Annotated in this window: 16 protein-coding genes and 2 pseudogenes; 4 read left to right on the forward strand and 14 right to left on the reverse strand. The window is 57.2% G+C overall.

All coding sequences use genetic code 11. The features are described 5' to 3' along the window. Window positions 1–15 precede the first annotated feature (15 nt). Window positions 16–684: a GntR family transcriptional regulator gene (locus JZX87_RS19155; protein WP_148144965.1), complete on the forward strand. Its 669-nt coding sequence runs from the start codon at window positions 16–18 to the stop codon at window positions 682–684. Window positions 685–1,023: 339 nt separating this feature from the next. On the opposite strand, the gene JZX87_RS19160 is transcribed toward JZX87_RS19155, so the two are convergent. Together JZX87_RS19160 and JZX87_RS19165 are read right to left on the reverse strand one after the other, a co-directional pair. After that, a complete protein-coding gene (locus JZX87_RS19160; protein WP_148144966.1) occupies window positions 1,024–1,647 on the reverse strand; it encodes a plasmid pRiA4b ORF-3 family protein in 624 nt (207 codons plus the stop codon). 146 nt (window positions 1,648–1,793) lie between these two features. After that, window positions 1,794–2,237 carry a response regulator gene (locus JZX87_RS19165; protein ID WP_286194951.1) on the reverse strand — a complete coding sequence of 148 codons (444 nt, stop codon included), beginning with the start codon at window positions 2,235–2,237 and terminating at the stop codon, window positions 1,794–1,796. 618 nt (window positions 2,238–2,855) lie between these two features. Here JZX87_RS19165 and JZX87_RS19170 point away from each other — a divergent pair. Together JZX87_RS19170 and JZX87_RS19175 are read left to right on the forward strand one after the other, a co-directional pair. Continuing rightward, complete coding sequence (locus tag JZX87_RS19170; protein ID WP_206827363.1) at window positions 2,856–3,104, forward strand: hypothetical protein; 249 nt, start codon at window positions 2,856–2,858, stop codon at window positions 3,102–3,104. 267 nt (window positions 3,105–3,371) lie between these two features. Continuing rightward, window positions 3,372–4,997 (forward strand): hybrid sensor histidine kinase/response regulator, encoded by a 1,626-nt coding sequence (locus tag JZX87_RS19175; RefSeq protein ID WP_286194908.1) that lies wholly within the window; start codon window positions 3,372–3,374, stop codon window positions 4,995–4,997. Window positions 4,998–5,015: 18 nt separating this feature from the next. Here JZX87_RS19175 and JZX87_RS19180 read toward each other — a convergent pair whose 3' ends face one another. From JZX87_RS19180 to JZX87_RS31365, 6 genes are all read right to left on the reverse strand, one after another. Next, window positions 5,016–5,636, reverse strand: coding sequence for a response regulator transcription factor (locus JZX87_RS19180; RefSeq protein ID WP_206827364.1), 621 nt, complete (start codon window positions 5,634–5,636; stop codon window positions 5,016–5,018). A gap of 178 nt (window positions 5,637–5,814) precedes the next feature. Continuing rightward, window positions 5,815–6,717: an ATP-grasp domain-containing protein gene (locus tag JZX87_RS19185; RefSeq protein ID WP_206827365.1), complete on the reverse strand. Its 903-nt coding sequence runs from the start codon at window positions 6,715–6,717 to the stop codon at window positions 5,815–5,817. Between the two features lie 102 nt (window positions 6,718–6,819). Next, on the reverse strand, window positions 6,820–7,017 hold the full coding sequence (locus tag JZX87_RS19190) for a hypothetical protein (protein ID WP_148144970.1): 198 nt from the start codon (window positions 7,015–7,017) through the stop codon (window positions 6,820–6,822). Window positions 7,018–7,164: 147 nt separating this feature from the next. After that, window positions 7,165–9,300 (reverse strand): peptidase domain-containing ABC transporter, encoded by a 2,136-nt coding sequence (locus JZX87_RS19195; protein WP_206827366.1) that lies wholly within the window; start codon window positions 9,298–9,300, stop codon window positions 7,165–7,167. Continuing rightward, window positions 9,297–10,604 carry an HlyD family secretion protein gene (locus JZX87_RS19200; RefSeq protein WP_183688277.1) on the reverse strand — a complete coding sequence of 436 codons (1,308 nt, stop codon included), beginning with the start codon at window positions 10,602–10,604 and terminating at the stop codon, window positions 9,297–9,299. The genes JZX87_RS19195 and JZX87_RS19200 overlap by 4 nt, the downstream gene beginning before the upstream one ends. Window positions 10,605–10,795: 191 nt before the next feature. After that, window positions 10,796–10,918 carry a hypothetical protein gene (locus tag JZX87_RS31365; protein ID WP_286194912.1) on the reverse strand — a complete coding sequence of 41 codons (123 nt, stop codon included), beginning with the start codon at window positions 10,916–10,918 and terminating at the stop codon, window positions 10,796–10,798. Between the two features lie 380 nt (window positions 10,919–11,298). On the opposite strand from JZX87_RS31365, the pseudogene JZX87_RS19205 reads away from it, so the two are divergent. Then, window positions 11,299–11,517: pseudogene (locus JZX87_RS19205) on the forward strand (transposase); the annotation flags it as partial. 215 nt (window positions 11,518–11,732) lie between these two features. On the opposite strand, the gene JZX87_RS19210 reads toward JZX87_RS19205, so the two are convergent. From JZX87_RS19210 to JZX87_RS19235, 6 genes and pseudogenes are all read right to left on the reverse strand, one after another. Next, entirely contained in the window at window positions 11,733–13,931 is a 2,199-nt protein-coding gene (locus JZX87_RS19210) for a putative bifunctional diguanylate cyclase/phosphodiesterase (protein ID WP_206827367.1), read from the reverse strand. A gap of 346 nt (window positions 13,932–14,277) precedes the next feature. After that, entirely contained in the window at window positions 14,278–17,277 is a 3,000-nt protein-coding gene (locus tag JZX87_RS19215) for a DEAD/DEAH box helicase (protein ID WP_286194916.1), read from the reverse strand. Between the two features lie 884 nt (window positions 17,278–18,161). Further along, window positions 18,162–20,054: pseudogene (malQ, locus tag JZX87_RS19220) on the reverse strand (4-alpha-glucanotransferase); the annotation flags it as partial. After that, window positions 20,044–21,528 carry an alpha-amylase gene (amyA, locus tag JZX87_RS19225; protein WP_206827370.1) on the reverse strand — a complete coding sequence of 495 codons (1,485 nt, stop codon included), beginning with the start codon at window positions 21,526–21,528 and terminating at the stop codon, window positions 20,044–20,046. The pseudogene malQ and the gene amyA, both read right to left, overlap by 11 nt. Window positions 21,529–22,036: 508 nt before the next feature. Then, window positions 22,037–22,474, reverse strand: coding sequence for a BLUF domain-containing protein (locus tag JZX87_RS19230; protein ID WP_148144977.1), 438 nt, complete (start codon window positions 22,472–22,474; stop codon window positions 22,037–22,039). A 14-nt stretch (window positions 22,475–22,488) separates the two neighbouring features. Then, the gene (locus JZX87_RS19235) at window positions 22,489–23,901 is read right to left on the reverse strand and encodes a putative bifunctional diguanylate cyclase/phosphodiesterase (RefSeq protein ID WP_286194918.1); all 1,413 of its coding nucleotides are present in this window, start codon (window positions 23,899–23,901) and stop codon (window positions 22,489–22,491) included. Window positions 23,902–24,594 lie beyond the last annotated feature (693 nt).

Here is a 24,594-nt window from a genome sequence, read left to right on the forward strand (position 1 = left end):
GTTGGGAGACATCACATGGCCGAGGCCGCAGAAATCGTCAGGACCGCAGGCAAAAAGTCCGTCAACTTAACGGAACAGGCCTACCAGTATGTCCGCAGCCTCATCCTTGCACAGGAACTGAAGCCCGGCGAAGTGTTTACCGAGCGCGCTCTGGCGGACCAGTTGAACGCGTCGAGGACGCCGATGCGGGCTGCGATCAATCGCCTTGTGGGGGAGGGGTTGGTTGAACGCCTGTCCAATGGCACGATCGTGATCAAGCAAGTGGCAATCGAGGAACTGATGGACATCCTCATCATTCGGCGAATGCTGGAAGGCGAGGCCGCCGCACAGGCGGCACAGCGCCATGTGCCAGCAAGTGTTGATGCCATTCTTCTAAAGAGCCGGGAAGTCGTGGCCCATCCCCAAATGGAGCTGGAGCCGTTCTGGAAATACGACGACGAGTTCCATGAGTTTGTCGCGGAAGCCAGTGGCCGACCGGTGCTGAAACAGTATGTCCAAAACATCCGTCAGCGGGCGCGCATGTGCCATGTCGTGCGAATGGAAAAGAGTTTTGAACATCAGGCGGCCGAGCATATAGCCGTTCTGGAGGCCATTGCCGCCGGCGATGCTCCTCGTGCACGCGCGGCGATGGAAGCGCATGTCGACGGGGTAAAAGACCGTTTTGTTCGCTGGTATTTTGCTTAGCGACGTCGGCCCAACTGCTTCCAGATTTATACGCGGCATTGAGTTGTGATATCACTTCAACGCCAGTGTTTTCTCCAGGCCGCAGAGGCCGATGCCGCAATTGCTCTAAACCTGAACGCAAGTGATTTTATTGAATATAATATGAGGACCGTCTTCTAAAGACGATGCTGGCGGCAAAGCTGCGCCAGGAAAACTCATGGCTTCGAGAGCGGCTCCGACGTCGATAGCGGCGGGCTAATTGCAGCCAGCCTATTTGATCCTGTGAGTTGGTCGCCATTCCTTCGGCTAGATCGCTTCAATCCATGGGGCTCTTGCCGAAGGGCTCGATCGCTCGCTAACTCATTTCTTCGGAGCCGTTTTGGGCTTCGGTTGATACAGCCGTCGTTTGGCATTCGACCGAAGAGCATTCCGGAGATCCTTGTCGGTCATCGCAAGGTCGAACCATTCCGGATCGAAATGACCACCGCACCAGCGCATGGTCTCTTCGAACTCGGGATCACCCGGGTCGGCGATGATGTCGAGGAACCGCTCGTAACCAGACACGCCGCCAACATCTTCAGGCGGACGCGCTCTTTCGCCGGCGATACAGCTGCCCTGTTTCGGCGCAGTGGCGAGCGTCAAAAACTCTTCGATCGCAACCGTGTGCCGCCAGCCGTCCCCGAAATCATAGTGGTAGCGCAACACTGCGCCTTCCTCGAAATCCAGCAGCCGAACCTCTGTTTGATCGAAGACCCGAGGATCCTCGTCAGTCGCGTCTTCGGTCAGGATCTCGACGTCGCCATAGCGTAGACCGCCGATGCGAAATTCATAAAGGTGATAGTTCCACCAATTGAACGCGGCCTGTATGCCAAGGTGCAACTGTTCCAGGTTCCAATGGATCGGCAGGATCAAGCGGCGCCAGACGTCCGGATTGATCTCGTCGATGGAAACTCTGATCAGCGCGGCATTCGGAGTTTTGCACATAGTGCCGAGTGAACAAGTATGACAGTGACCCGTCAAGAGGTCCTTCGTGGCGACTTATCAAGCGATAGCTGTAAAGCTCTGATCTCAGCTGACCACGAGACCAATAGGCTAGCTGCCGCCTCAAACAAGCGGATACGCCGCATTGGCTAGCTGATGTTGCCCTCTGCCCACAAGGTCTTCAGCGCCTGAACCAAAGCTTCAGTGTCATAGGGTTTTCCGACGAAGGCCATCCGCTCTGTATCTGGGAACCGTGACCGCATCTGCTCTTCGCTATGTCCGCAGGCAACAACGATCGGCAGATCCGGTCTGAGATCGCAAATTTCGCTAGCCAAGAAATCGCAGGGGCGATCGGGAAGTCCAAGGTCGAGGACCACACCGTCGATCTGACCATCCAGGACGTGGAGGCGCTCCATCGCTTCGGTCGCAGACCCGGCCTCCTCAATCAGAAAACCCTGGTCTGCAAGGTTTTCCGCCATGACCATTCGGATCAGTGCCTCATCTTCGACAAACAGGATCCGGTGTTGACGCTGGCTACGAAAGCTTGGCCAGCATGCGGGCCAGGGCCGTTGGTGTATTGGCGATTTGGCCAAACGCGCGCGCGTCACCACGCCCACCGCCGTCAGCCAGCGACACCGCGATCGTCTCTTTATGAACAACCAAGCCGATGTGATAGTCTCGTCCATGGCCCGTCTCCTATGCATGAGGCTCTACGAGGGCATCGCTCTCGCAACCCTCGATACCTGCATATTGTGAGACGGGTCACCCGGTCCCAGGCGAACATTTAGTCTAGCGCATCCTGAGGTTCTTCCAGTCCCAAACCAGAAAGGAGGCTTTAATCGGCTTCCCGACGCACTCTAACCAGAATCGCTTCGATTTTGACGGGGATCACGGAGACACAGTGGAGATTTTTCGCGGTGTCGCTGACTTTGAGAGCTGAGTGTCCAAAGCTGAAAGATTGGATCGTAAGGAATGGTCCAAAGCGGTGAAAACTGAACCGACCTAGTACATGTGCCCTAATAGTAGCAGCGACTTAACTGGCCTAATTTGTGATTGGGATCACGTCGGCATCCATACCCTAGTCCGGGGCGGATTTTTCATTGGCAAGTGAACGTTTCCGTCGCCTCGTTTAGGGGGCGATGCGTGTGCGTAAATGTGTTATGAAAAATTCGGACTGACGTCGATCCCGTGTTCACATGAAAGGAAAAATTATGAACAATCCACATGTTGAAAACGCAAACAAAGACATGGCGATGTTTGAGCTCGACCCGAGCGAAATCGAGGCCGTCAGCGGTGGTATCTCTAACGATACGGGCTATGGAGCAGCGCTTGGGGCCGCCGGCGGATTCCTGGCGATGGGCGCTTTGGGCGCTGCGGCTCTGACCCCGGTCGGTATGGGAGTAATGCTCGGCGCATCGATCGTCTCTTCCGGCATGGCAATGTATTACGCTGCACAATGATCTGACGACAATCAGCGACGGCGGACGAAGACCGCCGTCGTTACCTACCGGCACAGGTCTATATGTGAGAGCCTCTGCGGCACCTACCCGGCCTATGGCGGACCTGTCGCCAACACTCCAGCACACATTTCGCCGCCGCTCCGTGAGGATGCCGCCAAAACGGGTCGCCAATGGCTCACCTCAATGTGATCACCGATAGAACACCAGTACTAATGGCTGGAAACATTTTTCGGTGAGACAGTCACAAGGGCAAATCTGGGGGGCAAATTGGCAATCAATCTGAAAAACGACATCAATACCGATCTGGCCCACGCCGTTCTACGGGTCACCTCGATCGTCTGCATGACGACTTACGGCGCCATTCTCGTCGGCACGGGGCTTGCTGATCCGGAAGATGGGAGGCTGATCTATCTCGGCATAGCAACCCTAATGACCTCGCTTCTTTTCCTTCTCTGGGTGGTGAAGTCCAGCTATGGCCAGGGTTGGCGACATTGGATCGCGATGCTCCACGATTATTCGGCTATGACAATTGCCATGGCGCTCGGGGGCGCCCCGTTTATGCCGATCTACGCATTTGCGCTTTGCACTGTCGTCGGCCATGGGCTTCGCTACGGACGTGAAGCGCTCTGGGGAGCAACCGCTATTCTGGTGGGGTCACTTCTCGTCACCATGAGCTTTAGCGACTACTGGCAGAAAAATGTCTATCTCGGCATTACGATGATCGTGACGACATTGATGCTGCCGATCTATGTAGGCATTCTCCTGAGCCGTCTGCAGACGGCCTATATTGCGGAAAAGGAACTCAGCCTTTCCAAATCGAAATTCCTTGCCCAGGCAAGCCACGATCTCAGGCAACCGATACACGCGATCAGCTTGTTCACGGCGTGTCTGCGTGATGCGGGGCTTGCTCGAAAGGAACTGGAGATGGTCGATAACATCGACCGCTCGCTCCAGGGCGTCTCCCGCCTGTTCAAATCGTTGCTGGATGTCTCGACGCTCGACAGCGGACGTGTTGTGCCGAAGTTCGAAAACATCGCGATTGCCGATATTGTGGAGGATGTCGTTCGGCAGAACTCGGAAAACGGGTTGCGAAATGGCTGTCAGATCCGGATCGTAAAATGCGGCCAGCGTGTCATCAGCGACCGCGCCTTGTTGACGACGATGCTGCAGAACATCGTCAACAACGCAATCAAATACGCCCCCGGTAAAACGATCCTTATCGGCTGTCGGCGTCAGGGCGTGACGCTGGCTTTATCCGTCGTTGATCAAGGGCCGGGGATTGAAGATAGCCACCAGGCCAGGGTCTTCGACGAATTTTACCAGGTCCGCGAACGCGGTGACCGTGACATCGAGGGCGTCGGGCTGGGGCTCTCCATTGTGTCGCGGCTTGCCAAGCTTCTGTCCTTGGAGGTCCATCTTACCTCTCACCGTGGGCGCGGAACGATGGTGAGCCTGTCGGGCATTCCCGTCGCGGCAGCTCCCACACCATCCGTCGGGCGTCCGCCGGCGCGCCCGACCGCCAGCGTCGAAGGGCTGCAGATCCTGTTGGTCGAGGATGATGAGGCGGTGTTAAACGCGACGGCAAGCCTTTTGCGCCGGTGGGGCTGCGAGGTAGAGGCCATGCAGGCGATCCCCGTACGCTCGATCTTTTGCGATCTTCTCATCACTGATTTCGATCTCGGCGGCAATGTCACCGGTTCGGACTGCATTGCGGAGGTCCGCCGATTGGCAGATTGGGATGTGCCGGCTGTCGTGATGAGCGGGCATGATGCGGCTCGTGTACGCGAAGACACTGGCGACGAGACGATCCCGATCTTGTCAAAACCGGTACGCCCGGCCGAGCTGAGGTCCGTCATCATGGCGGCCGCGATGGACGCGTCGGACCGCAGCTGAACGTCCGGTACTTGGAAATCAGGCGCGCATGGGTAGCAGGCCATCGTTGACGGCTTGCGAGACAGCAGCGGCCCTGGTTGTGACGCCGAGCGCCCTGAACAGGGCGGATACATGAATCCGCACCGTGGATGGCGATATGCCGAGCACGATGGCGATCTCCTTGTTGCTCTTGCCTTCGGCAATATAGCGAAGCACATCGGACTGCCTGTCCGTCAAAAGCGGGGTGGTGATCGTATCCGCCTCCGGAACTCTCGTGATGACATCGCCTTCGCGGATCGCCGTCAGAGCTTCCGTCAGAACCTCGGGATGAACGGCCTTGTTGATGAAGCCGTTGACCCCGCAGGCAAGAACGTCATCGATGGTGAGCCTGTCGTCTGCCATCGAGACGACGACAATCGACGAACTTGCGAATTCACGCCTGAGGGCAGGCAAGTCATCCTTGATGCTGCGCCTGGTGAAGAACAGGTCCAGTATGAACATTGACGGCGGCTCCTGCCGCGAGCGGGCCAACGTGAGAGCGTCATCGAACGTGTCCGTTGCGGTAATCTCGGCGTTCGGCATCATTCGCGTCAGCAGCGTCGTTAGACCGTCTCGGAACACTGGGTGATCGTCTGCGACAATGATTGTGTCTTCTCGCAAGGCTAAGTTCTCCTCTGCCGCACCTGCTCTAAACCAGGCGATGTAAGCGGATTGGATGCCGGTAGAGCGCCGGATTTTGCCCGTCGACGTTTCCTGAGTAAGCATGACTTCCGGAGGGGTCGAAATGGGCTGGGCACGGTAAATTTCAATAGCTGAATCTCGCCGGTACGGCGCGTTTCTAGACCAAAGCAAGGATGCGTTGACGATCCTTGTCGCAATCCACGCAGACCTGTTCGCCGGTGTCGAGAAGGTGGTCGATGATTGCATCGGAAACTGCGCCATCGGCGATGCGATCGAAAGCGGCAAACATCGGCTGTGAGTTGACTTCGAGGAAATTCAATTTCCCATGATCAGCGACCATGAAGTCGGCCGCCGCGAAATCAAGCTCGAGCCGGTCGCAAAGCGCAAGCAGCTTGTCGCCGACCGCATCCGGGACGGCGACCGGCCGGATTTCGACATCGCGCGTCTGTCGGTAGTCGAGTTCCGGCGATTGCAGTTCAAACGCCAGAAGTCGTGCCCCTATACGGTAGATACGGATTTCGGGGCGGTTGAGGCGAGGTTGCACAAAGCGCGGGCCGCCTTTCTGGCCGGTCAATACGCTCAGAAGCGTAGTATAGTCTCCACCCGCAACCGGCTTCTGGATTAGCGCTTCGGCTCGGCCGGCAAATTCCTCGAAAGCGTTCGTCGCGATTGTCCGGGGAATGACGAGGCCGATTTTTGCCGCTTCGATCAGGTTATGGATCTTGTTGTTCTCCCGCAGTCCGGTGCGGCGGTTGCACAACTTGGCATCAGTGCGGCTCTCGGCCCATCCCCGAAGTGTATAATACCAGTTATGAGCCTGTGCATGGGCATAGGCGAAGTCCGCGGTCTCGTAGAGAAAGACGTCCTGGCGAATGAAATAGGCCGTTGGGCGCAAGGTTTCGCCCTCAAGCTCGAATGTATCGTTTTGGATATCGAGCCGAACCCGTGGAGGCGTATCCGGACCGACCAGCAAAGTGCGAAACGAAAGGTCCCGCGCTTTCAATCGGTGAATGAGAACCCGCAGATTGGGGTCGTTCTGGCCGCCGCAAACTAAAATCATGATCGTTCTGCCTTCGCTTGGCCTTTCAGCCGCAACCTGTCTGATCGGGAAGGTCGGTCCGGGCAAACCGGACCGACCCGATGGATAGCAACAAGTCTACAATCAACCGTGCAGCTTTGCTTCCAGCACCGGGAAGTGGATTACGCCGCCGTCTTCCTCACCGACAGCAAGGGTCGTTGCCCGGCCGCCGCCATCTTCTTCACCGATTGCAAGAGTCGTTATGCGATCGAAGCCGGCGCCGGCAACGGCATTGGTTTCCTCTTCGTTCAGCACCCGGTGCTCGCGCTTGTCATTCTCCATCTAGGCCTCCTATTACCTGAAACATTGCGGGGACAGACTTCGGTGCCTCTCCCGGTTGCGAACATGGCTGCCGGGCAGGGCGGCATCAACTCGCGCGAATGTGCTATAGGCCATCGTGAAAGGGGGACGTCATCCCACGAAGCCGCCTCATGACGTGACTGGCGACAATCCGTTGGGCGACAAAGGTACGTCGTGCACCCGACCGTTCTGTACCCGAAAAACTCTTGAAGCATTGCGTATCAGGGCCGGACGATGGGCGATGACGATGCGGGTGATCGGAAGCGACGCAACCAGCATGGCGATTTCTTCCTCCGTTTGCTCGTCAAGATTTGCTGTCCCTTCATCAAGCAGCAATAGCTTCGGTTGCCGATAGAGCGCCCGCGCCAGAAGTAGTCTCTGGCGTTGACCACCGGAAAGTGCCGCTCCCATATCTCCTATCAGAGAGAGGTACTGCATCGGCATTTTTACAATGTCGTCGTGAACACGGGCCGCCGCTGCGGCCATGACAACGCGCTCCATGTCCAGATTGGGATCGAAGAAGGCGATGTTGTCGGCGATTGATCCGGAAAGGAGGCGGTCGTCCTGCGCTACCACGCCGATGTGGCTGCGCCATGCCTGCCACAATTCCGGTGTCGCCCTGCGCCCGTCGAGAAGGATTTCACCTGTCTCCGCTTCATGCAGGCCTAGGATGAGCTTGAACAGAGTGCTCTTGCCTCCACCCGACTGGCCGGTGATTGCCACATAATCCCCCGTCTCGATCTTCAGATTGACGTCTTCCAACACAAGCGGATCGGAGGTGCCGTAGCGAAACGAAATGTCGCTTAGCTCGATTGCGCCACGAGCCTCGTGGGTGACGGCGCCGGCACTCGACTGGATGGCACCTTGTGCCATCGCGATATCGGCGATGCGATCGAGATGCACTTTGAGAAGCCGGAACTGGATAATCTCGGCCACCAGCGACATCGTTCGGTCGCTGAACGTCTGGCGAAAGGACAGGAAAGCCATCAGCATGCCAATCGACAGGCCGTCGGCATTGAGGATGGATCGCGCGCCGAGATAGATCACAATAACAGTCTGTAACCCGATGATGATGCTGTGAACCAGCTTCAGCGTGATCTCGTATCTGCCGAGCGAAATCGACGCGTTTATGACCGAGGCGTAGCGATTGCGCCAGTTGCTCTCCCGTTCGGATTCTCCACCCATGATCTTGATCGTGGTGGCTGCCCGTACCGTCTCCATCAGCTGTGACTGTTCCTTCGCCGAGGCAATTAATTGCTCCTGCGTGCGGGAGCGCATGACAGGATAAAAGGCAAAGGACGCAGCTAGAACCATGAGCAGCGAGAGGCAGACGACGAATGCCAGAAGTGGCGAATAGAGGAACAGGATGAAGGCCGCCACAAGCGCCATCAGACCGTCGATCAGCGCCACCGCCATGCCGCGCGTTACGGCATCCTGAATGGCACTGGTCGATTCGATCCGCGATATGATGTCGCCAACATGCCGTTTTTCGAAGAATGAAGATGGCAGTCGCAGGAGATGACGAACAAGATTGCCAACGATCTGGAACAGCATCATAGATCCGAGAATCCTGACCACCCAGGCCCTCACGGCCTCCAGCCCAGCATGGACGATGAATAAGGCGCCAAAACCCAGCGCCAGCACCGCCAGAAGGTCTCTATCCGCACGTCCAATCGCCTCGTCAACCACCAACTGAATCTGGAATGGAATGCCGAATGACGCGATCTGGAAGGCAAGGGACAAACCCATAATCTGAAAAATCGCCGGCCAGATGCCGGTAAGCCGTGACCAGAGATCGGTCAGCTGCAGCGTTTCCGTCGCTTCGATCTTGTCAAAAACCGGAGCCGGTGCCAGTTCCAGCACCACCCCGGTGAAATGCCGGGAAAACTCCTGCAGCGGCAGTTCGCGCATGCCCAGTGCCGGATCGTGGATGACCGCCTTCTTACCCGAGACAGATTTCAAAACTACGAAATGGTTGAAATCCCAATGCAGGATGGCGGGCAGGCTTACCTTCGACAGGGCGTCTAGGCCGACACGAAGTGCTCGCGGCGCAAGCGACAGCTTGCTCGCCATCTGCATTAGGCCGCGCAAGTTTGCACCACTCATCGAAAGCGGAAACCGCTGCCGTAGTCCGTTGAGGTCGATATTGTGACCGTGATAGCTGCCAACCATGGTCAGACACGCAAGCCCGCACTCCGCCCCCTCACTGGCAAGCACGACAGGGAGCCTGCGGCTGCGTGAAAAATTGAGTTCCTGCAAGCTCATCCCATCCGCCCCACTGCATAAAGAGGATCGAGCAGCCACTCCAGTAGCGTGCGGCGATCGATGATCACATCGGCTGAGAGCAGCATGCCAGGTTGAACGGGCATGTCCTGCCCGTAGGCGCTGACGAGTTCACGATCGAGCCTCACCTTCACCCGGAAAACCGGTTCATTCAGCTGCAGGCCAGGTACGGAAATTTCGTCGGGGCCAAGCACCGTGCGCGATACCTGCACAACCGTGCCTTCGGCGCTGCCAAATTTCTGATACGGAAACGCCTGATACATCAGCCGAACGTCCTGGCCCGGCTTGATAAAACCGGCCGCGCGCGAAGGAACGAAAAGCTCCGCCTCGAGCTTGCTACCGGCGGGCGTGATAGCTGCGATCATAGTTCCTGCCGCAACATCCTGGCCCTGACTGACGGGCAGTGCCACGACGCGGCCGGAAACCGTTGCGCCGACGATATAGTTATGGCGGACCGCCGCTTCGGTCTGGCGTTGGGCCAGCGCCGCTTGCGACACACGCGCCTGTGCCTGCGCTGCGTCGATTTCCAGCGGCAGGGTGCGGTGGCGCGCGTCAAGATCACTGATCTGCCGTTCATAGTTGAGGATCGACGCTTTTGCCTGGGAGACATCCTGGCGCGCCACCAGCTCTCCCATTCGAGCGTCCTCAAGGCCTTTCTGGGTAAAGGCACCTTGTGCGGCTAATTGGGTGGCGCGTGCGACGTTCAGTTTGAGAAGGTCTGCCTTCTCTTCCAGCACGGTCAGGCCGGATCGGGTTTCATCGAGTTCGCGCAAAAGAGCGATTTTGCGCAAGCTGACCTGCTCTCGTTCGGCCTGCAACTGCCCCTTTGTTGCCGCGGCCTGAGCCGCTGCCGCCTCTGCTTCCGTCCGCAGTTGGTTCTCCAGAAGCGTGCCGGCATTACCGCTGTTGAAATCAGAGGATATACGCACCTGCGCAAGCGTTTGATTTACCTGTACCTCGTCTCCCTCAACGACGTTGATACGCTCGACGATACCACCTTGCCGTGCGCCAATCCTGATAATGCCGCCCTCAGGTACGACCCAGCCGGATACACTTTCCATCCTGGCATAGGTTGCGGTCGAAAGGAAAAGCAAGCCCGCTACGACGATCGCCATGCCCGCATAGCCGAGTACGCGTGACGCCAATGGCTGAGTGAGGATCACCTCACCCTCCAGCCGGGCGTTCTGGCTGGCCAACGCTTCCTGTCGAAACAGGTTGTTGTGCGGTGGAGGGGGAGAGGCTTTGGCGTCCTGTGGTTCCGCATGCTTGCGGGCGGCTTCACTCATCATTGCCTACCATGTCTAATGTTTTTGCATTGGAGGGCTGATGCGGGATCGCTGGTGAAACCTAGAAAATCTCCGCACTGCCTGATCGTGATGACGGCGTCGAAGGCGCGTTCGGGCGTGCCAAGCTCCGACCCAAGATCATGGTTGGCAACCGACGCGTTTTCGTTCAAGAGCTGACTCGTCACCCCGAATTACAGGCTTCGGCTCCAGAGGTATTGGGCAAGCCGGTCGACGAGCCCGCCGAGATGAACGCCGCCGGACACGTCCTTGATTTCCGCTTCGCACAATTTCCTTATTTCGGTGCTTTTCTGCATGGTTTGCTCCAGTGTTTTTCAACGTGATCTTCATAGACGTTCTGGTCTTGTCGATCGGTCCGGCTAGTCGGCGCGGCTCCGCACTCCTCATCCGTCAGCGGTCGATTGACGAGACGCCGATATTTGAGTGCCTGCAGGACAAGATCAATTAGTGCGAATGGTCTATGGTGCGGGTCGCCTGCAATCGGCATTGTGGATTTCGGTTACGGCAACGATCGCGTTGGAAAATCGGCGTTGCGAGTTAGTGCTATGTTTTCATTGCAATTTACTCGAGGACCTCTGGGATCGGTTTGCGGCTTTCCGCGCCTAGGTCATGTTGACAAAGTGCCTTCTCAAATCAGCTTAGGTCTGAGTTCAAGGCTGTCTTTCAGGAGACAGTGATGGCACGTGGTGATCTTACCGATGCAGAATTGCGGATCGTGGAGCCGCTTCTTCCCGCGGAGCGGGGGCGAAAATCTCGTCCTTCGCATGGTAACCGCCAGTTCATGAACGGCATGCTGCACGTACTTCGGGTGGGGTGCCCTTGGCGTGATATGCATGAGCGATATGGAAAGTGGAACTCGGTCTATGTCCGGTTCCGCCGTTGGGCTGAGCAAGGGTTCGCCGCATTCCTGGCGATCGCCGCGGCGAAGATATGGCTGCCATACTTTGTCAACATAACCTAAGCAGATGGAAGCGATCCGCGCGGCAAAAGCGACAGGGCTTAGGTAGTCGCGGCGCTGCTGAAAATTGGGCAGCCGGCCCTTATCCAGATATCTGCGTGCATTTGCAAAACTATATATGGATTGTAATACATTCTCAATAGTGCCGCACATCAACTACTTGGCAAGACCGCAATCGCGTCGCTCGATTCCTGTCGTATCTTTAACATAAGCGCGACCACGGCAGGCCGGGGCATGGGACGGGAGAGTAGAAATCCCTGTAGACTGTGCCAGCCAAGGCTCTTCAATACGGATTGCTGTTCTGTCGTTTCTACACCTTCAGCCGTGATTTTAAGGCCTTTGGCTCGTGCCATGTCGATCATGGCGACGACAAGTGCCTTGCTGTCATTGCGATGCATCTCGTCGATGAAAGACTTATCGATTTTTATTCTATCGACCTCAATCTTTTGAACACGAGAAAACGACGAGTAGCCTGTTCCGAAATCGTCGATGGCAAACTGCACCCCTGCTTTTCGCAACATAGAAATCGTTCTTTCGAGTTCGCCCCCGTCGCCCGTTGTTGCGCTCTCGGTCATTTCGATTTCCAGCCTGCATGGGCTGATCTGCCATTTCGCGAGTGCAGTTAGGACCCGGAGCGGGTACCCAGGCGCAGCGAGCTCAAGCGCGGAAGCGTTGATTGCTATCGAGATCTCGGGAAACTCCGCCAGTGTCTTGCAAGCATCCTCCAGGACGAGAGTGCCTATGTCATTGATCAGCCCGATTTCCTCGGCCAGGGGGATGAATTCCTCAGGGCTGATGTAACCGATCAGGGGATGCTTCCAGCGCGCAAGCGCTTCGAGCGAGCAAAGGTTTCCCTCATCAGCCGCGAACACAGGCTGATAGAAAACTTCCAGTTGGCTTCCGTTCTCTAACGCGGAACGGAGGTCGTCTTCCAAAGTGCGGCGTTTGCGCAGAACTTCGTCCATATGACCGCCGAATATCGCATAGGTATTCCGACCGGCGGCTTTTGCGTGGTAAAGCGCAATGTCTGCTTGACGCATAAGTTCGGCGGGATCGCTGGCGCCGGCCGCGTGAGCTGCGCCAACACTTGCTCCGATGGTGATATGCGACGCCCCGACCTCAAATGGTACTTTAAGCCTGCGCACGAGGTTGTCCGACAGCTCCTCAGCGTTTCGAGCGTCTCCGGCGTGGAGCAAGATCGTGAACTCGTCGCCTCCTATACGGGCAATGAGCGCCTCGGGCAGGAGAGCGCGCATACGCGCCGCAGCCATGCCGATCAACTCGTCACCGACAGGGTGGCCGAACGTATCATTCACTGCCTTGAACCTATCAAGATCGACAAACAAAAGGCAATGCTGCTCGTCAGCTTGGGCGCGGCGAAGCCGCAAGTCCAGCTGTTCGCCAAAATGGGCGCGGTTTGCAAGCCCCGTCAGCACGTCGTGTGATGCCTGATGTTTCAGCTCTGCTCGACTTGTTGCCAGCCGTTCGGAGCGCCGCCAAAACGCTCCACCAGCAAGGCTTGTCCCAGAAAATAAGGCTACAAATGCAAGGAGAAGAGCAGGAGCGGTATTGTTGAGAACCTGTTTGCCTGGCTGGAACGGTCTCCAGCGAAAATACCCAAACACCTGGCCATCCTTCGCTCGCAATGGGACAAATGCCAGATCGCGCCCTCGCGGCTGCTTCGCAGAGAATTTTAAAGCATCGAAGGCATACTCACTACCAATAATTGGCGGTAGGTCTCCATCAAGGAAGCGGACAGCGACGTGAATCCTTTCCTTCCCAGGAACCTGCTCGATGTCACCTGAATCAGAGACAATCGGCTTAACGCTGACGATAGCTGGTCGGAAGCCAACATAACGCAGGTCCGACTCTCCGATAGAAAGAACTCTATCATTCGTGCCTTCGGTATCACCAGCCGCCAGACGAGCCTGGAGTCTTATCGCCAGGGGCAGGTAGGCTCTTTTAAGATCGTCCGGCGCTGGAGCATACTCCGCATCGGCCAAAAACTGATAAAGCGGCGACAGATCTGTCCGCAGCACCAATGCGGCGTCATGTCCGAAATAGCTGTGCATCCATGAGCCCAAGTTCGCCTCGACCCATTCGAGGTTGCCGCTCGCGGTGTTTTTAACGGCGTCATCCCAGACGGTGGCGCTCTCTTGATCGTGCGCCAATCCGGCCTTCAATTTTGAAACTGTCAGCGTCACGAGATCGCGCTGGCGAACAGCGGCTACTTCGTCAGTTCGCCCTGCCGCCCAAACAAGCGCCAGTAGAAGCAGGCCGCATACCAAGAGGGACGCGCACGCTGGCACGACCCACCGTAAAACCCATTGCGACTGAAGCTGTATGCTCATTGCGAATGTTTTCCTGTATTTCACGCAATCATAAAACAGCGGCTGTTAAAACGATCGCAAGCAAAGTGGTTAGGGGAGGGTTTAAGCACCGTGCGTCCGATTTCGTACAATTCGGAACTGGAGCCGAGTACTGTCGACCAAGTGACGCTTGTTGCTGGCGAGCTGCCTTGAGCATCACGAATGGCATTGAGCAATGCGATAACTTTGAATGCGTCGCCACAAGCCATCTGATTTGCCGTCGATCGCCTGGCGAATGCGAGGGACAGTCGCCCATAGCACGTTCCTTCAAGGGCGACCGCTCTACTTAATCCAGTCTCCTGGCCGTTTCGATCTTCCTCACAAAATCTTATCCTGCGGCTGCCGACAGAACCCGGTCAAAGAAATGGGACGGATCCTCGCCGGCCAGACTTGAGGCCTCGAATATCAGCCGGTCTTCCCGCCGAACCGCGCCGGCTTTCGTCGATGCTGCCACAAGCTTTGCCGACGCGTTCTTTGTCAGCGTTATTGCAAGTGCTTTCGGCCCGGCTTCAAGCTTGGCAATACCCAACCCTCCCGCGATAAGCTGCAGTTTGGTCGTTCTCAAGAGAAGCAGTAGATCGTGCGGCGCGTCGCCGAACCTGTCCTCGAACTCGTTTTCCAGGTCGTTCAGGTCACCGACCGCGGATGCCCGCAACAGTTTGGCGTAAAGGTTGAGTCTGACAGCTGGATCCGACACATAGTTTGACGGTATTGTCCCGACTTCTCCGAGATTGACGACCGCGCGCTGTTGTACGCCTGACGGTTGCCAGCGAAGTCTTGCAACGGCGCCTGCGAGCAGCTTTTGATAGAGCCCGATACCAATCGTCTTCATATGGCCCGCCTGGTCCTCTCCAGCGATATCCCCTCCGCCGCGCAGATCGAGATCTCGCAGGCTGATTGCGAGGCCAGCGCCAAGGCGGTCGTTCTCAACCAGGGTCGAAAGGCGCAAGCGCGTTTCCTCAGCCAGCTCAGCGTCCGACTCGGTTAAAAGGGTAGTGATGCCCTGGGTTGCTCCGCGCCCGACGCGTCCACGTAACTGATGGAGCTGAGCTAGGCCGAACCGATCAGCGTGCCAGATGAACATCGTGTTGGCGCGCGGGACATCAAGGCCGTTTTCAATGATGTTTGTGGCGAGAAGGACGTCGCCATCGCCTTTCGCAAAGTCGACGATTGCTTCATCGATCGCAGCAGGCGGCATCTTCCCATGAGCGACCTTGACCGCAAGTTCCGGAACGATCTTTTGCAGCAGTGTCTCGACATTTTCTATATCCTCGATACGCGGCACTACGATAAAGCTCTGGCCTCGGCGCCGGTATTCCCGCATTAGGCCGGTCCGCAAGGACGCCGGATCGAATGACGCAAGTGAGGTGCGGACGGGCCGGCGCCTGGATGGTGGTGTGGTCAGCAGGCTGACCTCCTGAACGCCCACCATCGCCGATTGCAATGTCCGCGGGATCGGCGTGGCCGACATGGACAGCGTGTGAAGAGATGGCGCGAGGCTGTTCATCGCCCGCTTTTCTTTCAGACCAAATCGGTGTTCCTCGTCCACGATCAGCAGCGAAAGACGCGCAAAGCGAACGTCTTTCGAAAGGATCGCCTGGGTCGCGATAATGATGCCGATCTCGCCCTCAGCGAGCGCCGTCTTCGTCTTTTTCGCCTCACTTGGCTTGAGCATGCGAGACAGCATGCCGACAGAGATGCCGGTTCCCGCGAACCGCTGCTCAAAGGTCGCAAAGTGTTGTCGAGCGAGCACTGTGGTCGGTGCGATAACAGCCACCTGGCCGCCCGAAAGCGCAACCGCTGCTGCGGCGCGTAAGGCGACTTCGGTCTTGCCGAAGCCGACATCTCCGCAGACGAGACGGTTCATGGTATGTCCGGAGGCGAGATCGGAGAAGACGGCCCGGATGGCTTCGGCTTGATCGGGAGTTTCGGAAAATGGAAAACGCCGCGCGAAGGCAGAAAATTCGGCACGCGGTGAGACGAATCTCTCTGCTTGCGACGCCTGCCTCTGTTTCGCTACCTTCATAAAATGGCGCGCGGTGGATTGAATGTTCGCGTGAATCTTGTCGCGTTTCTTCTGCCAGGCATCGGTGTGAAGGCGATCGAGCGTGATTGCTTCTGGCTCGGAGCCATAACGCCATAGCTTTCCAAATTCTTCCACCGGTACGAGGAGAGAGCCGCCATCGCGATATTCCAGGCGAGCAGCGTCCCGTGTGACATCGTCCACGGTGATGCTTTCCAGATCTTTCAGGACGCCGACGCCATGATCTTCGTGAACGACGACATCGCCTATTCGAAGCTCTGCTTCCGCCAGAACGGCACTCGAACTCGCAACCCTGCCCGCTCTATCGGTTGCGGCAATAACAACGACGTTCTGTCCGGCGTCGATAAACCCTTGGTCCAGGTCGCAGGCCAAGCTTAGGAGGGTGCCGGGCTCTGCTTTCAATACGGCCTCCCATGTATCGACGGACCGAGGCACTTTCCTGGATGCTTTTGCCAAACGCCGACCCATCGCTTCGGCGGTTTTTCCCTTTCCAGTGATGAGAACCTTCATTCCTTCGCGCAGGTGATCTTGCACGAATTCGACCAAGGCTTTGCGTTGCTCTCTCTCGGTTACATCTGTTGGGATGTCACCTCCGTTTTCGAGATCGAGAACGCCTGTGAGAACGCTGCCAGAGAGCCGTTCCCACTCCGCTCTATCCAGATAGAGCGACCGGGAGGAGGAAGGCTGACTATCGCCGAAGTCTGCTCGTGACTGACGTGCATCTTCGATAATCTCAAGATAGCGTCCGACACGCTCGGTCGCGCCGGGAGCCAGAAGGACTGTGGTATCGCCGAGCACGTCAAACACGGTCGGCATGTCTTGATAAAGGCGCAGCAGCAATTGCTCCATCGTTTCCGGCAGTGGAGCACGGTCCTCTGCGAGATCGCCAACAAAAATGGCTTCGGATGCCGGACCGAACGTCACGTTGTCGAGATTACTTTCTGTCCGCTGCGTTGAGCGGTCGAAACCTCTGAGCTCCTTGACCGTCTCGTTCTCCGACAGAACAATCCGCATTGGACCCGGTGCGCCGGCGGGGTAGATGTCGATCAAGCCTTCTCGAACCGCCAGCTCGCCGGGATCGTCCGCGACGCCTTCTTCCTCATAGCCGGTCCGCTGGACGAAGTCGGAAAACGCTTCGCGATCGAACGGCTTTCCCATTACAAGCTCGATATGGCTTTCCGAAATAACGGCCGCTGGCGGGATACGTTGAAGCGTTGCATCCAGCGATGTTAAAAACAGCCGCGCCGCGCCGCTCGGCGTGCTCCAGATCCGTAATGCATCCATTCGCACCCCCATGCAGTGCCGCGACGGTGGCACCCGGTCATAGGGCAGGCAATCCCATGGCGGAAAAACGATCACCTCGATCTCAGGAAACAGCGCACTGAAAGTCTCAGCGATTCTGGCAGCCGCGCCCTCGCTTTGTGCCACATAGCACAGGGGACTCTCGGAGCTTCTTAGAGCTGCGGCCAGCCTGGTCGCTACGACACCCGGCGGAGGCTTGGAGACTTGGGTGTGATCGGCCGTAGCAGCGGGTGGGGGGGCATCTTCATCTCTGGACTCAACGACACTCACATGAACCTGCCATTTTATCGCCGGCGACTTTACCAGCTTAACCAAACGGCTTCTCAATCAGGCTGTTCCATTCGAGCGGGTCTGTTGGCTAATTCTATTGAGAGCGATAGTTACAGGTAACCTGCCAAAGCCGCTGAAATGTCGAAGCGATCCTCGAAGCCCTTCAAATGTAAATCGTCGCAACGGCCGAATGATTGCCGCTGCTTGAACTATCTAAGCAGTTTTCCTTCTAGCCAGGTAATCGCTTTCAGCGTCGGGCACTGTAGCCACTTGCTGTCCTGTGCAAGAATAATCAATCCCAACGGCACCATCCAGAAACCCAGGATCGGCAGAAACCCGACAAATCCGAATATGACAAACAGGATACCCACGATGAGACGGAGCCATCGCAGTTCCGGCTTTCTCATCGACCGGATGAAGCGGCCAAGGGGTCTCGGTATTTTGTCGGCGTATCTCTCGACGATTGCATCGAGCTTCTGGGCGTCTGTCTTGTCGGTTTCTTTGGTGGCCGCCTGCCTGGAAGTGCCGAGTATCTCCGGAGAGCGTTTCTTGTCTCGATAGTCTGAACTCGGGCCACGGCCAGGCTGGCTTGACGACCGTCCCTCGTTAATTGCGTCGGCTACCGCCTTGACCAGAGGCAAGTCGGACAGCGTCTCGATCGCCACCGAAAGTTTGGGTTGCCAATTGGGATAGCTGCTGCTGGTGCCTGGAACGTTAGTCGGTCGCATTTCATCTGTCAGGTCTGCCAGACGGATAACGACCAGTATGCTCGGCGTGCCGGCGATAAATCGATGTGCTCGGATGGTTAGGTCTTGCAGGGTGGATTGCGACAGGGTCTCGATCAGATCGCCTGCATCAGGAATGCCAACCGCCTGGATCAGTTGCCGCCGTTCCTGCTTGCGCTCGGCCTCATGCTGGCGTGTCAGGTCTGGCGAAACAATGCCGTGTTCGGCACGAAGATCGATATCCGCACCGCGCCACCATCCCGTTAGCGTCTGATGGTCATGTGTCGATATACAGGCCAGTGCGAGAGCCGGATATTCTGTCGCGGGTTTGAAGCCCTCGTCATCGCGCTCGTAGGAGAGGATGCGGTAAGACAGGATGCTGGCGGCCGTCAGATCGTCCTGAAGTCCGTCGGGGAGCAATCCCAGATCCTCGCCGATGACGAGGCAACGATGCCGCCCGGACGTATCTGCCAGGATCCGTATCAGGTCTTCCTGCGGATAGCTGACATAGGCGCCGTCAGATGGCGTTTTGTCTATCGGGACGAGGAACAGTCTACGAAGCGCTGCCGCGTGGTCGATCCGGATGGCGCCGGCATACTGCATGGCCGCGGTCACCATTCGCTCGAATGGCGAAGCCTCACCCGAGGCGATCCGTGACGGCTGGAACCCTGCAAGGTGCCAGTCCTGACCATCTGGTGCGAACGGATCGGGCGGGCTGCCGATTGTCGCTTCTGTCAGGTAGTTATCGCCTTCGCTCCACGTCGCGGAGCCGTCGAGAGCCTCGCCGACGGCAAGGTCGAGATAAAGTCCGATTCGCAGGCCGCAAGTGCCGGCATATGCCGCGGCGTCCGAAAGCTGTCGGTGGGTGATCCATTGCAGCCAGGAATGAAACCGGATTTCATCGCTATGCGCGGCGGCAAATGAAACAACCGATGGCGCGTCTGGATCCTGAAACTCATCCGGCCAGGAGTGCCAGCCAGCCGCAAAGCCGCTCTGTACCATATACTCCGACAGGGTTTCGAATAGGGCGTGACGTCGAAGAGCCTCGCCGCCGTAACCGACGAAGGCTTCGAAGTCCGTGTGTGCGTCATCGGCCGCATTTGTGGTTTTCCACCGCTCCCAGATTGATCGTAGGGCTGAAAGCTTCACATCAGTCACTGCCCCGTATGCGACGAGATCGGTGGCGCGTAATGCGCTGATCGCTGCTTGTTGTTCGGCATCCGGCTGGAAACCGGGCAGCTTGTCGACAGCGATATAGAGCGGGTTGAGGAAGAGCCGGTTGGAAGGTTCATAGGGACTGCATCGCCCTGCGTCAGCGAGAAAGGGAGCGTGCAGCGGGTTCAGCCCGATGAAATCGCCACCAAGCGACGCGACCATATCGATCATGACACGCAGGTCTTCAAGATCGCCGATGCCCCAGTTCCTCTCAGAGCGCAGCTCGTATAGCTGGAGGCTAAGGCCCCAGACGCGCTCTGCGGACAGGAAGTCTGGAACGAAGCATGAAGCCGCATTTTCGAGCATGTGCGATCCGGCATTCCGGCCACCGGATCCGGCAGGATGATCATCGATCAGTTCCACATTCAGCGCCTGGAGAAGCCTTCGCTTGGTGTCATCGGAAATTTCCACCGCCTCTCCGCTGGGCGTCGGACGTTTCAGATCGATACCATGCCCAAGCGCCAGCCGATCAAGTGCGCTTCCCCTGAGACCATCAAGCTGCAATCCATGCTCTACTCCCGCACGGTAATCTGACCTACTACGCAACATCGGCGCGAACCCAAACGCTGACGCTGCCGCCGTGAACCGGGAAACTTGCCTTGCCATCATCGCCGACGACGATCTCGTCATCGCGGTGGCCGAGGTAATCCCGGAAATTGGCGCCCGCTACCTCCATGCCGAGATCAACTGATTTCTCGCCCGCGTCACTATTGGACAAGACGGTGACGCAGCCGGGCATGTTGGCGGTTCCATGTCTCACGAATGCGACGCATGAATGATGATCGAAGTAATCCGTCTGCGGTCCGTGCGCGAAGCGTCTGCGCGCCTCGACCAGTTTTGGCAGGCATTCGATCGCCGGCATGTCGACCGAGCGATGTTCGCCGTCCTTGCTCTCCGTATAGCTTGCGCCATAGAGATCGGGATAGAAGACGCATGGTGCGCCCTGTTCGCGCAACAGGATCAGCGCATATGCAAGCGGCTTGAACCATGGGTCAACGGCGGCTTCGAGGGATTGAAGCGGCTGGGTATCGTGATTGTCGACGATGGTCACAGAATGGTCGGGATGCACCGACACGAGCGATCCGTCGAAGATAGTCCGCATGTCGAAATCGCCGCCGGACTTCGACGCCTCATGGAAACGGTGGTGGAGCGCCACGTCGAACACGGTCAGTTGGTGATCGACGAGATCGAGGTAGCTCTTCAGCGTTCCCATGTTCGGGTGCCAGTATTCGGCAACCACGAACAAGTCCTGCTTGACGGTCTGGCGCATATGGCCGACCCAATCGCGGAAGAACCAGGCGGGAATGTGCTTTGCCGCATCGAGCCGGAAACCGTCGACACGAACCTGCTCGGACAGCCATCGCCCCCAATATTTCAGTTCCTCATAGACGGCCTTGTTGCGAAACTCGACATCGGCGCCCATCAGGTAGTCGAAATTGCCAAGCTCGTCGTCGACCTCGTCATTCCATTCGCCTTCGCCATATTCGTTGACGAGCCGGAAGACACCGCTTTCGTCCGGATTTTCGATGCGGTCGACACCGCTGAAGCACTTTTGATCCCAGACGAATTTCGAGTGCGCGCCGCCGCGCCCGGGAAAGTTGAAGCGTATATGAGCGAGCGCCTTGAACTCCTCGTCCTCGATCTGGGTGCGGTCGTCGGGATTGACCCGCCTGACACGGACCGTCTCTTTCTCGTCGGCGCCCATCTTGTGATTGAATACCACGTCGTGGATCACACCGATGCTGTTTTCGTTCAGGATCCGGCATGCATGTTCGAGCGCAGCCTTGTCGCCATATTTGGTCGCGACCGTTCCTTTCTGATCGAATTCACCGAGATCGAACAGGTCGTAGGTGTCGTAACCAACGGAAAATCCCCCGGCAGAACCCTTGTAGGCTGGGGGCAACCAGATATCCGTGATGCCGATTGCCGCCAAACTTTCCGCCTTCTCCACGACTTCTTTCCAAAGTCCGCCTCCGTCTTGCGTGTACCAGTGGAAGAATTGCAGGAGTGTGCGTTGCATCATTGCGAACCTCGTTGAGTGGCGCCATTCAACGGACGTGAGAAGATTTGGTTTCGCGGGGTCCGTCGCCACGCACAGATTCTTTGGGCCAGCTCTGTCAGAAAAAATTAAGTGTACTAAGACGGCGACGGAACTTAGGCCGCCTTGACCAGTTCAGGCCTGTGTTCGAACACGATCTGTCGAACAAGCGCTATTGCTGCTCGATTGCCTTCCTGCTGCGCAAGCTTCCATCGTCGAAGACGCCAAGAGCGTCAGAGACATCGCTGAGACGATATCGAAGGCGATACTGGAAACGGAAGCCCCGCCGGTCCTGTCAATCGCCTGATGGGCAATGTCTGCCGCAATTCTGTAAGCTGTGTCGCCGACGGCGATCACGCCGGGTACCGCCGATGACAGCGACCTTTGCTGATTCACCGCCGAGGAAGGAAGAGGAATGTGGGTGCGAGCGACGGGCCGCAAGGCCGATCCCATCGAGGCGCCCGATAGCACTCCATCATCTATAGCCATCGAGTCAAGCTGCCTCCTCCTCGATCGCGAGGTCTCTCAGCAGGGCATGGATTTCGTCGCCACTCAGGCGGGAAGGGTCAAAACCACTGGAGAGGCCGATGCCAGCAAAGCGCTTGGCGTGTATGTCCGACGTGCCGATGAAGCCCATTGCCCAGTTCGGAAAAGACCGGCGATCGATTGGATCCAAGGCGAGCAGCGACACATCTCCGTGCCGTTCATCTTGCTGGATGCGCTCAAAGGCTGCCTCGACTTTATCGAGGGGGCCTTCCAAAACTTGGGCAAAGCACCCGGCATTGAATAGCAGCGCTCCGGTAATCTCGTCGCGTTGATTGTTTATCCGGCTCTTTTCGAGGATTTCCTCCACATGTGAGCCAAAGGTCGCTTCATTGTGGGCAATATGATTGCGACTGTAATAAACGAGCCGGTACATGCCAGAAGCCATGGTTAAACCCTTTGTCATTCTACATCATTTTGCGCGAGGAAGGCAGGGATCTGATCCATGCCCATCGGCCGGCCGGTAAGGTATCCCTGCACATGCGTGCAACGCTCTCCGCGGATCCGAGACAATTGTTCGGCGGTCTCGACGCCTTCGGCTGTAATGGCCATGCCAAGGCTGGCGCCGAGACCTGCGATGGAGCGCAGAATGGCTTCGCTGTCGGCGTCGTCACTGGCAACGAAGGACCGATCGATCTTGATCTTGTTGAAGGGAAACTTCTGCAGATAGCTCAGTGACGAATAGCCGGTTCCAAAGTCGTCCATCGAGATCTTAACGCCGAGCTCGCGCAGGGAATTGAGCGTCTGAATGACGTTGTCGGTATCGTCGAGAAGCGCGCCTTCGGTGATCTCGATTTCCAGCCGATGGGCTGGCAGTCCGGACCGTTTGAGCGCGGTAGCTACCGTGTCGAGCAACGTGTCGGCTTTGAACTGCAGCGGCGAAACGTTAACAGCCACGATCATCTCGCCAGGCCATGACATGGCTTCAACACACGCAGTTCTCATTACCCACTCGCCGATCTTCAAGATTAAACCGTTCTCCTCGGCAAGTGAGATGAAGGAGAGAGGCGGGATATTGCCCTTGACCGGGTGTTCCCAGCGCAGGAGCGCCTCAAACCCGTCTACTCTGTTGCTGGTGACATTGATAAACGGCTGGTAGTTCAGCTTGAACTGCTTCAGCGCCAGCGCACGGCGCAGATCGATTTCCATCTCCCGGCGCGCGAAGAGAAGCGCGTCCATGCCGTTCTTGAACATGCTGTAACGGCCTCTTCCGGCCTTCTTTGCCTCATACAAGGCGAGGTCACCGTTGCGGAGGAGGTCGCGCGCCTGAACGGCATCTGTGCCGATCGCTACGCCGACGCTGACGCCGATATTGACGGTGTGACCATGGATGACATATGTGCGGCCGATGAGGTCGACAATACGAGAAGCCAAGGTCTCTGCTGCTCCCTCCTCCTCAACGTGCCGCTGCAGGACGACAAATTCATCCCCACCGATACGAGCGACGATATCATCCTTGTGGCAGGCAGCTGTGAGCCGGTCTGCAACCTTTTTTAGAAGAAGGTCGCCGACCGCATGTCCGAGCGTGTCGTTGATCATCTTGAAACGATCGAGATCGAGGCAGTGAACTGCGACCGAAGACGCCGGTCCAGTGCACAAGGCCGAAGAAAGGTACGCGAGCAAGGCATTGCGTTTGGTTAGACCGGTCAGTTCATCCAAACCGCTTGGTTTGTCGGCGCATTGTGAATGTAGGGAGGGCCGCAAATCGATGAGGAACTGTCCTGCACCCAATGCTGCAATGGCGGCATCGAAATTCTCGCTGTCCCTGGATACTAGGAGAGAGGAGGGTGCGCCGGTCATGGTGGCAAGGTTCAACGCGCATCCTGGAAAAAGGTCGTGCATTTCGCTCCCGACGACCGCTGCCAATGATGTCATGCTGGCCGTGTTCGCATATGTGACGAGCCCGTCCGAACCGACGACCAAGACTGGACGCGGCAATAGCTCGAGGATCTGCTCGGCACTGGGGATGCCAGCTGGATGAGCTTGGGTTATTTGCGGAAACGGCGTTGCGACGTTCATGGGGGCCTACCAATGCGAGTTGGCCACAAGGTAAGCCTCGGAAGTTACCCAACAACGGATCGGCCCGGTAAACGTGGATGTTTCATGCCAGACGGTTACCAATTGCTGAACATCGACAAGGTTGCATAAGGGTTGGCGCCACTACAGAGGACACGATTAGCAAGTCGGCGCTTGATAGTCAGGCATCATCTTCCGCCCCCAGCGCGCTTTCGAGAAAAATCTACATCATGGTTCTGTTCAACAACGATTGCGACGGCTTCCGATCAAGAACGCTCAACGCCTTGCAGTGCTGCCAAGCGAGAGCGGAGGTAGGGACCTCAATCGTCGGTGATCGAACGTCGCGGGGCTGCTTCTCCTCATCGGCTGAACGTTGTTATAGTTGGTGAAATCTTCACATGACGTCCGCGCGAGGAAGCCGGGAGAATACGAGTGTGGTGCTAATTGTAGCACTAGAGGTTGGTGGGTTTGTAACTCTCTAAGAAACGTCAG

Origin of the sequence: Agrobacterium sp. Ap1, from assembly GCF_017313375.1 — a bacterium.
In the GTDB taxonomy this organism is placed as follows: Bacteria; Pseudomonadota; Alphaproteobacteria; order Rhizobiales; family Rhizobiaceae; genus Neorhizobium; species Neorhizobium cellulosilyticum.